The organism is Paracoccus aeridis (assembly GCF_004923205.2).
Lineage (GTDB): Bacteria > Pseudomonadota > Alphaproteobacteria > Rhodobacterales > Rhodobacteraceae > Paracoccus > Paracoccus aeridis.
The window spans coordinates 13,373-25,260 of sequence record NZ_SELD02000041.1 but is presented as its reverse complement, the minus strand read 5'-3'; the positions used below and the strand labels follow the sequence as shown (position 1 = coordinate 25,260).

At 70.8% G+C, this 11,888-nt stretch carries 11 protein-coding genes; 8 read left to right on the top strand and 3 right to left on the bottom strand.

Annotated features, from left to right (window positions below):
• Positions 1 to 48: 48 nt before the first annotated feature.
• Positions 49 to 2,079, bottom strand: a complete 2,031-nt coding sequence (recQ, locus tag ELI80_RS12455; RefSeq protein ID WP_136652255.1) for a DNA helicase RecQ — start codon at positions 2,077 to 2,079, stop codon at positions 49 to 51.
• Positions 2,079 to 2,372, bottom strand: a complete 294-nt coding sequence (locus ELI80_RS12450) for a YggT family protein (protein WP_136652254.1) — start codon at positions 2,370 to 2,372, stop codon at positions 2,079 to 2,081. Before ELI80_RS12450 ends, recQ begins: the two co-directional genes overlap by 1 nt.
• A 292-nt stretch (positions 2,373 to 2,664) precedes the next feature.
• On the opposite strand from ELI80_RS12450, the gene ELI80_RS12445 reads away from it, so the two are divergent.
• From ELI80_RS12445 to ELI80_RS12420, 6 genes are all read left to right on the top strand, one after another.
• Positions 2,665 to 3,246 carry an acyl-CoA thioesterase gene (locus ELI80_RS12445; protein WP_438943071.1) on the top strand — a complete coding sequence of 194 codons (582 nt, stop codon included), beginning with the start codon at positions 2,665 to 2,667 and terminating at the stop codon, positions 3,244 to 3,246.
• Between the two features lie 65 nt (positions 3,247 to 3,311).
• Positions 3,312 to 4,718: an MFS transporter gene (locus ELI80_RS12440; protein ID WP_136652253.1), complete on the top strand. Its 1,407-nt coding sequence runs from the start codon at positions 3,312 to 3,314 to the stop codon at positions 4,716 to 4,718.
• The gene (mepA, locus tag ELI80_RS12435) at positions 4,718 to 5,581 is read left to right on the top strand and encodes a penicillin-insensitive murein endopeptidase (RefSeq protein WP_438943072.1); all 864 of its coding nucleotides are present in this window, start codon (positions 4,718 to 4,720) and stop codon (positions 5,579 to 5,581) included. Before ELI80_RS12440 ends, mepA begins: the two co-directional genes overlap by 1 nt.
• Positions 5,557 to 6,510: an esterase-like activity of phytase family protein gene (locus ELI80_RS12430; protein WP_136652252.1), complete on the top strand. Its 954-nt coding sequence runs from the start codon at positions 5,557 to 5,559 to the stop codon at positions 6,508 to 6,510. Before mepA ends, ELI80_RS12430 begins: the two co-directional genes overlap by 25 nt.
• 71 nt (positions 6,511 to 6,581) lie before the next feature.
• The gene (locus ELI80_RS12425) at positions 6,582 to 7,649 is read left to right on the top strand and encodes a DNA topoisomerase IB (protein WP_201740628.1); all 1,068 of its coding nucleotides are present in this window, start codon (positions 6,582 to 6,584) and stop codon (positions 7,647 to 7,649) included.
• 89 nt (positions 7,650 to 7,738) lie between these two features.
• On the top strand, positions 7,739 to 8,530 hold the full coding sequence (locus tag ELI80_RS12420; RefSeq protein ID WP_136652250.1) for an exodeoxyribonuclease III: 792 nt from the start codon (positions 7,739 to 7,741) through the stop codon (positions 8,528 to 8,530).
• A gap of 41 nt (positions 8,531 to 8,571) precedes the next feature.
• Here ELI80_RS12420 and nhaC read toward each other — a convergent pair whose 3' ends face one another.
• Complete coding sequence (gene nhaC, locus ELI80_RS12415; RefSeq protein WP_201740629.1) at positions 8,572 to 10,110, bottom strand: Na+/H+ antiporter NhaC; 1,539 nt, start codon at positions 10,108 to 10,110, stop codon at positions 8,572 to 8,574.
• A gap of 189 nt (positions 10,111 to 10,299) precedes the next feature.
• Between nhaC and ELI80_RS12410 the strand changes: the two genes are divergently transcribed.
• Together ELI80_RS12410 and ELI80_RS12405 are read left to right on the top strand one after the other, a co-directional pair.
• Complete coding sequence (locus ELI80_RS12410; protein WP_136652249.1) at positions 10,300 to 11,208, top strand: tetratricopeptide repeat protein; 909 nt, start codon at positions 10,300 to 10,302, stop codon at positions 11,206 to 11,208.
• Entirely contained in the window at positions 11,208 to 11,840 is a 633-nt protein-coding gene (locus ELI80_RS12405) for an LON peptidase substrate-binding domain-containing protein (RefSeq protein WP_136652248.1), read from the top strand. The genes ELI80_RS12410 and ELI80_RS12405 overlap by 1 nt, the downstream gene beginning before the upstream one ends.
• Positions 11,841 to 11,888 lie beyond the last annotated feature (48 nt).

Sequence of the window (11,888 nt, the reverse complement as noted above, 5' to 3'; positions counted from 1 at the left end):
TGCGGCCGGACTAGTATTTGTTCATCGAGCCGTGACGGTCGCGCGAACTCAGTCCTGCTGCGCCTGCGCGATCTCGTCCGCGAACGCGGCCCCGAACCGGTCCAGCCGGACCTCGTCGAGGTAGCGCGACAGGTCGTGCGGGCGATCCTCGGCGATCCGCCGCAGCACCGACGCGGGCAGCGACATCGGCTTTCCCGTGCCGTCCGGCCCCCGCGACAGCGCGCGCGCGGCTTCCGCAAGGCGATCGTAGAGCGCGCCCGCATCCCGCCCGGCAAGGGCGCGGCGGGCCGGGTGCATCGCCGCGACCTCGCCCGCGATCACGCGCAGGAACGCCTCGCCGTAGCTGTCGAGCTTCTTCGCCCCGACACCCCCGATCCGCGCCATGTCGTCGAGCGTCTGCGGCCGCGCCTGCGCCATCTCGATCAGGGTGCGGTCGGGGAAGATGACGTAGGCGGGCACGCGCTGCGCCTCGGCCAGTTCGCGCCGCTTGGCCTTGAGGGCGGACAGGAGCGGCGCGTCCTCCTCGTCCACCTGGGTCTTGACGACGTTGGCGGGGCGGGCCTTGCGGATCAGGTCGCGGCGCAGCTGGACGGGCACTTCGCCGCGCAGGACGGGGTGGGCGGCCTCGGTGATCCTCAGCGCGCCGTGGCGTTCCGGGTCGGGGCGGATCAGGTCGCGCCCCAGCATCTGCCGTATGATCGCCTGCCATTCGCCCTTGGGCGTCCCCTTGCCCACGCCGAAGGTCGGCAGCCGGTCATGCCCGCGCTGCACGGCCTTTGGCGTCGCCACGCCCAGCAGCACGTCGATGACGTGCCCCGCGCCGAAGCTTTCGCCGGTCCGCAGGATCGCCGACAGCGCCATCCGCACCGGCTGCGTCGCGTCGAACACGTCGGCCGGGGTGTCGCAGAGATCGCAGTTGCCGCAGGGGTCCGCGGTCTCGCCGAAGTATCCCAGCAGCACCTGCCGGCGGCAGGCGACGGCTTCGGCCAGACCCAGCAGAGCGTTCAGCCGCGCGTGGTCGGCCTGCTTGCGGTCCAGCGGGGCCAGCCCCTCGTCGATCTGCGTCCGGCGCAGGCGGATGTCGTCGGGGCCGAACAGGGTCAGCGTCTCGGCCGGCGCGCCGTCGCGGCCCGCGCGGCCGATTTCCTGATAGTAGCTCTCGATCGACTTCGGCAGGTCGGCGTGGGCGACCCAGCGGATATCGGGCTTGTCGATCCCCATGCCGAACGCGACCGTCGCGGCCACGACCAGCCCGTCCTCGCGCTGGAACCGGCCTTCGACCTCGCGCCGGGCCTCCGCCTCCATCCCGCCGTGATAGGCGACGGCGGGGATGCCCGCCGCCTGCAGCGCGGCCTGCAGGGTCTCGGTCTTGGCGCGGGTGGCGCAGTAGATGATCCCCGACTGGCCGCGGCGGGCTTGCGCGAAGTCCATGATCTGCGCGCGCGGCCCGTCCTTGGGCTGGAACGCGAGATGGATGTTCGGGCGGTCGAAGCCGCGCAGGAACGTCTCGGGCGCCCGGCCGTCGAACAGCCGCGCCACGATCTCGTCCCGCGTCTCGGCGTCGGCGGTGGCCGTGAACGCGGCGAGCGGCACGCCCAGCGCACGCTTGAGTTCCCCCACGCGCAGGTAGTCGGGCCGGAAGTCGTGGCCCCACTGGCTGACGCAATGCGCCTCGTCCACCGCGATCGCGGTCACGCCCGCGCGGCGCAGGAGGTTCAGCGTTCCGCCCGAGGCGAGGCGCTCGGGCGCCATGTACAGGATCTTCAGCGCGCCGCGGCCGAGGGCGTCGAACACCTCGCGCGTCTCGTCCTCGGTGTTGCCGCTGGTCAGCGCGCCCGCAGCCACCCCGGCCTCGCGCAAGGACCGCACCTGGTCGCGCATCAGCGCGATCAGCGGCGAGATGACGACCGTCACCCCCTCGCGCACCAGCGCGGGAAGCTGGTAGCACAGCGACTTGCCGCCGCCGGTGGGCATGATCGCCAGCACGTCGCGGCCGGCGGCCACGGCCTCCACGATCTCCTGCTGGCCGGGGCGGAAGTCGTCGAAGCCCCAGACCTCGCGCAGAAGATCCTGTGGCATCAGTAGCCGAAGAAGAAGCCGGCGTTGTTGGCGAGCGCCTGCTGCAGGATGATGATGCCGATGAACACGACCAGCGGCGCGAGATCCAGCCCGCCGGTGTTCGGCAGGATGTTGCGGATCGGCTGGTAGATCGGTTCCAGCAGCCGCGACAGCCCGTCCCAGACCTGCGCGACCAGCGGCTGGCGCAGGTTCAGGACCTGGAAGTTGATCAGCCACGACATGATGATGTGGGCGATCATGATCCACCAGACCACGTTCAGGATCAGCATCAGGGCCTGGTAGAGCGTGGTCATGGCGGCGTCCTTCGGGTCAGGTTCGATCTGGGGGCGTCATCGTCGGCGTGGCTGTCAGGTAGGGGACCGCGGGCCTGCGCGCAAGCGTCGGGGCGGCGCGGGCGCGGATCGGCAGATGTCCGCCCCCGTGCGCCCACCATCGCCCTGCGTCCGCCCTCGTCTCGCCGCGACAGTGGCGCGGCGTCGCGGTTGACGCCGTTTCGCGGCCCCACTAGCCACGACCCGGAAGGGATCACCCGATCCGAAAGGATGCCTTGATCCGCAAGGACGCCCCGATCCGAAAGGATGCCCCGTGTACCCGATGATCCGTTTCCTGTCCGGTCTCGCGGCCGCGCGGCGCGCACCCCCGATCGGCGCGCTGGACCCCCACGTCTCGACCCACCGCTGCATGCCCTGGGACATCGACCCGTGGATGGAGCTGAACAACGGCCGCACGCTGACGCTCTACGACCTCGGCCGGATCCCGATGGCGGTCCGCATGGGGATGACCGAGGTGCTGAGGAAGAACGGATGGGGCTTCACGGTCGCGGGCAGTTCGGTCCGGTATCGCCGCCGCATCAGGATGATGCAGAAGTTCACCGAAGTGTCGCGCATGGTCGGCTGGGACGAGCGCTTCGTCTACATGGAGCAGTCGATCTGGACGAGGGGCGAGTGCTGCAACCAGATCCTGCTGCGCGTCGCGGTGGTCGGCGGCGGCGGGCGCAAGGGGATCGTCCCCCCGGCCCAGGTCGTCCGCGCGATGGGACAGGACATCGTCAGCCCGCCCCTGCCCGACTGGGTGCAGGCGTGGATCGCGGCCGAGGGCGCGCGTCCCTGGCCGCCGGTCCTGCCGCCGGTGCCCGCGGCCGAGCGCACGCGGGACTTGCCAGCCTGACGCAGCAAGGGCCTTATGCCGCGACCTTCGGGGGCTGACCCCCGGACCTTCGCGGATGGGCAGGCATGACGCATGATGTGACCGAAGGCCGGGGGCGCGCCGCACGCGGAACCCGCGACGGCCGCCGTGTCTGGGGCTGGTGGTTCTACGACTGGGCGAGCCAGCCCTACGCCACGCTGCTTCTGACCTTCATCTTCTCGATCTACTTCGCCGAGGTCGCGCGCGGCTCGTTCATGGCGGACGGCCTGACGGCGGAAGCCGCGGGCGCGCGGGCGCAGTCGCTCTGGGGCTATGCGCTGGCGATCTCGGGCATGTTCATCGCGGTGCTTGCGCCCATCCTCGGCGCGGTCGCTGACACGTCCGGGCGGCGGATGCCGTGGATCTGGCTCTTCTCGGCGCTCTACGTCGCGGGCGCGGCGGGGCTGTGGATCCTGACGCCGGTCGATCCGCCGCTGGTGCCGACGCTGGTGCTGTTCGGGATCGGCCTGATCGGGATGGAGTTCACGACCATCTTCACCAACGCGCTCCTCCCCTCGATCGGGCCGAGGGGCGACGTGGGGCGGCTGTCGGGCAGCGGCTTCGCCTTCGGCTACGTGGGGGGCGTGCTGTCGCTGGCGGTGATGCTGGCGCTCTTTGCCGAAAGCGCCACGACCGGGCTGACGCTGCTGGGCCGCCCGCCCGCGCTGGGGCTGGACGGCGCGGCGCGCGAGGGGACGCGCTTCGTCGGGCCGTTCACCGCGATCTGGTACGCCGTGTTCATGATCCCGTTCTTCGCCTGGGTGCGGGAACCCGCGGGCCCGCGCCGCCCGGTCCGGATCGGCGTGGCGCTGGCGGATCTCGGGCGGCTTCTGCGCGGCCTGCCCCGGCGGCGGTCGCTCGCGGCGTGGCTGGTGTCGTCGATGCTGTCGCGGGACGCGCTGAACGGGCTTTATTCCTTCGGCGGGATCTACGCGGGCACGGTGCTCGGCTGGCCGGTGATCTGGTCGGGCGTGTTCGGCGTCATCAGCGCGCTGTCGGCGGCGGTGATCTGCTGGATCGGCGGGCGCGCCGACCGGCGCTGGGGACCGAGGCCGGTGATCGTCGGCTGCTCGGTGATCCTGGCCTGCGTCTGCACGCTGCTGGTGGGCATGGACCGCGCGGGCGCGTTCGGGATCCCGTTCGCGGCGGGCTCGCGCACGCCCGACCTCGTCTTCCTGCTGTGCGGCGTGGCGATCGGCGGCGCCGGCGGGGCGATGCAGGCGGCGGGCCGCACGATGATGGTGCGCCACGCCCACCCCGACCGCCCGGCCGAGGCATTCGGCCTGTATGCGCTGTCGGGCAAGGCCACCGCCTTCCTCGCCCCGTTCAGCATCGCCGCCGTCACGCAGCTGACGGGAAGCCAGCGGATGGGGATTTCGCCGCTGATCGTGATGTTCCTTCTGTCGCTCCTCCTGCTAAGGTGGGTCAATCCTGAAGGAGAGATCGAGCAGTGATCCCCAAGAAACTGAAGGCCGCGCTCGCGCTGGCGGCGATGGTGGCCGGGCTCGCCGTCCCGGCGCAGGCAGAGCCGCTGGCCAAGGACGTGTTCGGGTCGTTCCGCGCCTCGAACGGCGGGCCGGCGCAGGCGATCGGCGGGTATTCGCGCGGCTGCGCCGCGGGCAACGTGCAGCTGCCCGAAAGCGGGCCGACCTGGCAGGCGATGCGGCTGTCGCGCAACCGCAACTGGGGCCAGCCGCAGCTGGTCGATTTCCTCGTCGGACTGTCGCAGGTGGCGACGCAGGTCGGCTGGCCGGGGCTCTACATCGGCGACATGAGCCAGCCGATGGGCGGGCCGATGGTCAGCGGCCACGCCAGCCACCAGATCGGGCTGGATGCCGACATCTGGATGCTGCCCCCGTCCTCGCTGCGGCTGTCGCCGGCAGAGCGGGAAAGCATCTCGTCCCAGTCCGTCGTCCGCGGCGGCGTCGCGCCCAGCGGGCTGTGGTCGGCCGCGCACCACCAGATCATCCGCGCCGCAGCCAGCGATCCGCGCGTCGCCCGGATCTTCGTCGATCCGGTGGCGAAGGTGATGATGTGCAACTCCGAGCGCGGCAACCGCGGCTACCTGCGCAAGATCCGCCCGATCGACGGGCACGACTACCACTTCCACGTCCGCCTGTCGTGCCAGGCCGGGTCGCCGGGCTGCGAGGATCAGGCGCCCCCGCCCCCCGGCGACGGCTGCGAGGAAGCGGCGCAGTGGATCCGCAACCGGATCGACCCGCCGCCCCCGGCGCCGCCGAACCCGAACTATCGCCACCCCCGCAGCTACGGCCTCAGCGAGATGCCGCGCGCATGCCAGGCGCTCGTCGGGCGCTGAGGGCGGTCGGGCCGGCCGGGTTCATGGCGGCCGCGGCGACGGGGGCGTGCGTCCTCGCCTCCGCCCCCGCCTCGACCCCGCCCGCCGGGCTGACCGTCGAACACGTGGGCACCTATGTCTGGCACCACCCGGCCGAGGATTTCGGCGGCTTCTCGGCGATCGAGATGTCGGCCGACGGGTCGCGCTACACCGCGCTGTCGGACCGCGCGACCCTGCGCTGGGGCAGCGTCACCCGCGACACCCAGGGGCGGGTGCGCGGCCTGTCCGTCGCGGGCACGGCGCAGCTGAAGGACAGCCGGGGCCGGCCGCTGCCGCCGGGCTGGATCGGCGATTCCGAAGGCATGGCCACGGACGACCAGGGCCGCATCCATGTCAGCTTCGAGGGGATGGTCCGCATCGCCCGCTACGACAGCCCGGACGCACCCGCGACCCAGATCAGGGGCGATCCAGGTTTCCGCTCTCTCCTGCGCAACACGGCGCTGGAGGCCCTGGCGATTTTGCCCGACGGCAGGCTGCTGACCATCCCCGAGGCGCCGCCATCCGGGGAGATCCGCTATCCCGTGTGGGTCGGGGGCGACGGCGACTGGTCGGTGCCCTGGACGATCCCGCCCGACGGCGACTTCGCCCCCGTCGGCGCGGACGTGGGGCCGGACGGCAGGCTGTATCTGCTGGAACGCGACTTCAAGGGCGTGCTGGGCTTCGCCTCGCGCGTGCGGCGGTTCGACATCGCGGACCCGGCGACGGGCGAGCTTGCCGCCGACATCGGCGCGGGCGACACGCTGCTGACGACGCGGTTCCTGCAATACGACAACCTGGAAGGGATCTCCGTCTGGCAGGACGGGCGCGGGATCCGGCTGACGATGATCTCGGACGACAACTTCATGTTCCTGCAGCGGACCGAGCTGGTAGAGTACCGCGTGACGGAGTGACCCGCGCCGGCCGTCCGGAACGAAACGTCGCCCGCCGCTGTTCCAACCACGTGAAGACAGCCGGGACCATGATGCCAAGCAACGCAGGAACGATCGTCGATCCGCAGGACGCGGCCGAGGGCGCGGGGCTGGTCTACGTGAACGACACCGAGCCCGGCATCACCCGCCGTCGCGCCGGCAAGGGATGGAGCTTTCGCGGCCCGGACGGAAAGCCCATCCGCGACAAGGCGGAACTCGCCCGCATCCGCAAGCTGGCGATCCCGCCCGCCTACGAGGAGGTGTGGATCTGCCCCGACCCGATGGGCCACATCCAGGCCACCGGCCGCGACGCCAAGGGACGCAAGCAGTACCGCTATCACCCCCGCTTCCGCGAGGTGCGCGACAGCGCGAAATACGAACGGATGCTGGAATTCGCGCGCGCCCTGCCCGCCCTGCGCGAGCGGGTGGACGCGGACCTGTCGCGCCGGGGGATGCCGCGCGAAAAGGTGCTGGCGACGGTCGTGCGCCTTCTGGAAACCACCATGATCCGCGTGGGGAACGAGGATTACGTCAAGCAGAACAAGTCCCATGGCCTGACCACGCTGCGCGACCGGCACGCCGACATCTCGGGGTCGGAGGTGCGGTTCCGCTTCAAGGGCAAGTCGGGCAAGCAGTGGGACCTGTCGGTGCGCGACCGCCGCATTGCCAAGATCGTGCGGCAGAGCCAGGACCTGCCGGGACAGCACCTGTTCCAGTACGTGGACGAGGACGGCGAACGGCGCGAGGTCACGTCGGGCGACGTGAATGCCTACCTGCGGGAAATCACCGGGCGCGACATCACCGCCAAGGACTTCCGAACCTGGACCGGCACCGTGCTGGCAGCGATGGCGCTGGCCGAATACGAGGAGGCCGACAGCGACGCCGCCGCCAAGCGCAACGTGCGCGACGCGATCGAGCGGGTGGCGGGCCGACTGGGGAACACCCCCACGATCTGCCGCAAGTGCTACATCCACCCGCAGGTGATCGACAGCTATCTCGCCCGCGACCTGGTGCTGGAGGTGCAGGAGGAGATCGCGGACGAACTGGACGCGGGCGGCCTGCAGGGCGAGGAGGCGCGGGTGCTGCGGTTCCTCGAGCAGCGGCTTTCGGAAGTGGCCTGAACGGCGGCTGATCGGGGCGTGACGAGGCCTCAGGGGTGCGTGTCCGGGTGGGGTTCCACTTCCGCCCCGCTTGGTCCAGATGTGCGCCCATGTTCACCGTCGCCACCTGGAACATCAACTCGATCCGCCTGCGCGCCGGCCTGGTCGCCCGCCTTCTGACGGAACAGGCCCCCGACATCCTGTGCCTGCAGGAATGCAAGTCGCCGGTCGACAAGATGCCGCTGCAGCTGTTTCACGACATGGGCTATCGCTGGTCGGTCGTGCGCGGGCAGCGCGGCTACAACGGCGTGGCGATCCTGTCGCGCCTGCCGATCGCCGACGCGGGCGACCGCGACCACGCGCGCCTGGGCCACGCCCGCCATGTCGCCGCGCGGCTGGGCAACGGCGTCACGATCCACAACTTCTACGTTCCGGCCGGCGGCGACGTGCCCGACCGCGCGGTGAACGAGAAGTTCGGGCAGAAGCTCGACTACCTCACCGACATGCGCGACGCCTTCCGCGCCGACCCGCCGGCGCGGTCGATCCTGGTCGGCGACCTGAACATCGCCCCGCGCGAGGACGATGTCTGGTCGCACCGGCAGCTGCTGAAGATCGTCAGCCACACGCCGGTCGAGGTCGCGCACCTGACCGACGTGATGGACGCGGGCGGCTGGGTGGACATCACCCGGCAGGACATCCCCGCGGGACCGCTGTTCAGCTGGTGGAGCTATCGCAACCGCGAATGGGACCTGTCCGACCGGGGCCGCCGGCTCGACCACGTCTGGGCCACCCGCGACATCGCCGCCGCCGGGCATGCCAGCCGCATCCTGCGCCCCGTGCGCGGCTGGGACGGCCCCAGCGACCACGTGCCGGTGCTGGCGGCGTTCGACCTGCCCGTCTGAGATGGCGGTCTGAAAGACCGCCCGGGCGGGCGCCCCGCGCGTCAGTGCGGGCGCTGGCGCGACCCCACGTCCTCGGCCACGGTCTCGGCCCCGGTCTCGGCGGCTTCCGTTTCCTGGGTCGCGGAACCCAGCGCGGTGTCGCCGAGATCCAGCACCTCGTGGTTCTCCGCGTCCCAGCGCCCCCGCTCGTCCTCGCTCGCGCGGGGCGAGAACAGCCCGGTCAGCGCGTAGATGCAGCCGATCAGGGGCGACAGCCAGCACGCGAAGCTCAGCGGGATGTACATGAGATCGCGCAGGTTTCCGTCCAGCACGCCCAGCCCCAGCGCCGAGATCACGAACGCCCCGCCCGCGTTCCACGGGATCAGCGGCGACATCATCGTGCCGCCTTCCTCGAGCGCGCGCGACAGGTTCAGCGTCGAATACCCCATCCCGCGGTAGAGCGGCGCGAACATCCGCCCCGGCAGCGCGATCGAGATGTAGGGGTCGCCCGCGACCATGTTGGTGGTGAACGACGCCCCGATCGCCGAGATCTGCACGGCGGCGAAGGATTTCACGCGGGCCACGATGGCGTTGATGATGGATTCGAGGCACCCGGTGCGTTCCAGCGCGCCCCCGAACCCCAGCGCGATCAGCATCAGCGAGATGGTCCACATCATCGACTGCATCCCGCCGCTGTTGAGCAGCGAGTCGATCTGCTCGACCCCCGTCGTCTTCTCGTATCCGTCCTGCGCCAGCGCGAAGACGTCGTGCAGCCCGGCACCCTGATAGAGGATCGCGACCGCGCCGCCCGCCAGCACGCCCGAGAACAGCGCGGGCAGTGGCGGCTTCTTTGTGACGGCAAGGACCAGCACCAGCAGCGCGGGCAGAAGCGGGACCAGCCCCAGCCGGAAGTCTTGGTTCAGCTGGGTGGTGATAAGGTTGATGTCCTCGAACGAGGTCTGGCCGTTCTGCATCAGCAGGTAGCCCGCCCCGGCATAGATCAGCAGCGCGATCAGCATCGCGGGGACGGTGGTGGGAAGCATGTTGCGGATGTGGTCGAACACCGTCGTGCCGGTGACCGCCGGGGCAAGGTTCGTGGTGTCCGACAGGGGCGAGATCTTGTCGCCGAAGAACGATCCCGACACGACCGCGCCCGCCGTCCAGACCGGCGGGATGCCGAAGCCCGCCCCGATCCCCATCAGCGCAAGGCCGATCGTGCCCACGGTTCCCCAGCTGGTGCCCAGGGACACCGACACGACCGAACACAGCACCATCGCCGCCGGCAGGAACACGGCCGGGCTGAGCAGCGTCAGGCCGTAATAGATCAGCGTCGGCACCGTGCCCGCGCCGATCCAGACGCCGATCAGCATGCCCACGACGATCAGCACCGCGAGCGACGGCATCGACACGTGGATGACGTGGAACACGCCCGCGCGGATGTCCATCCACGTCTGCCCGCGCAGCACGCCCAGCAGGCCGGTGAACGCCAGGCCCAGCGCCAGCGGGATATGCGGCGTGAAGTCGCCGTAGTAGAACAGCTGCAGCGCCAGGATGCCCAGCGTGAAGACGATGGGCAGGATCGCCACGCCCAGCGACGGCAGCGTGGCGGGGCCTTTCTGCTGCTCGTCCCCGTTGGTCCGGTCGCCGCCAGATGCGGTGGTTGTCGTGTCTGCCAAGGCTTTCTCCTCCGTCTGCCGGACCGCTTTGGGCGCGTGCGGCCACGGGGCTTTCAACTGCCGGGTCAGCACTCCATATTCCAGCCAACGCAATGACCCAGCAAGGAGTTCGCGATGTTGCTGCAAGGCGCGGGCGATCAGCCGCAGACCTCTGATTTCATCAAGGACGTCACCGAAGCCGACTTCATGGCCGAAGTCATCGACAAGTCCATGACCGTCCCCGTCATCGTCGATTTCTGGGCGCCGTGGTGCGGCCCGTGCAAGACGCTGGGCCCGCAGCTGGAAGCCGAGGTCGCGAAGGCAAAGGGCCGCGTCGTCATGGCCAAGGTGAACGTCGACGAGAACCAGATGATCGCGGGGCAGTTGCGGGTGCAGTCGATCCCGACGGTCTACGCCTTCTTCCAGGGCCAGCCGGTGGATGCGTTCCAGGGCGCGATCCCGCAAAGCCAGGTCAAGCAGTTCGTGGACAAGCTGCTGGCGCTCGGCGGCGATGATGGCGGGCTGGGCGCCGCACTGGAAGCGGCCGAGGCGATGCTGGCCGAGGGCGCGCACCAGGACGCGGCCGAGACGTTCCAGGCGATCCTCGGCGAGGAGCCGGAGAACGCGCAGGCGTGGGGCGGGCTGATCCGCGCGCTTGTCGCGGGCGGGGACCTCGATGCCGCCGACGCCGCCCTGGCGCAGGTGCCGCCCGCCGCCGCCAAGGCTGCGCCGGTCGAGGCCGCGCGCGCCATGCTGGCGCTCGCGCGGCAGGCCACTGCCGCCGGTCCCCTGACCGAGGCCGAGGCGAAGGTCGCCGCCGACCCTGCCGACCAGCAGGCCCGCTTCGACTACGCCAGCGCGCTGCACGCGGCCGGCCGGGTCGAGGACGCGATCGACCAGCTTCTGGAAGGGTTCCGCCGCGACCGCGACTGGAACGACGGCGCGGCCAAGGCCCAGCTCATCACCATCTTCGACGCGATGGGGCCCGGCGACCCGGTCGCGCAGAAGGGCCGGCGGCGGCTCTCGTCGCTGATCTTCGCCTGATGGCGGCGCGCGGCTTCGACCTGCCCGCGACGATCCCGCTGTTCGCGCTGCCGGGCGCCGTGCTGATGCCGCGCGCCAGCCTGCCGCTGCACATCTTCGAGCCGCGCTACCTGCAGATGCTCGACGACACGCTGAAGACCCCCGACCGGCTGATCGGGATGATGCAGCCCATGGGCGAGGGGCTGGCGCGGATCGGCTGCGCGGGGCGGGTGGTGATGTTTTCCGAAACCGGCAGCGGGCGGATGGACATCGTGCTGCGGGCGGTGTCGCGGTTCACGCTGACGGGGATCGAGGACGGGTTCACGCCCTATCCGCGCGGCCGGATCAGCTGGGACGGCTTCGCGCCCGACCGCGACAGCCGCGCCCCGACCGATCCCGGGCTCGATCGCGACGGGATGCTGGACCGGCTGAGCCGCTACATGCAGGCGCGCGAGCTGTCGACCGACTGGGAAGCCGCGCGCGAGGCCGACGACGAGATGCTGGTCAACAGCCTGGCCATGCTGCTGCCTTTCGCGCCCGAGGAAAAGCAGGCGCTGCTGGAAGCCGAGAGCCTTGCCGACCGGCGCGAGATGCTGGACGGGCTGCTGGAATACGCGCTGCACGGCGGCGACGAAGAGGAGACGGTGCATTGACAGACGACACGCCCGGCACGCCGGACCAGGACGCGCGCCCGGGACACG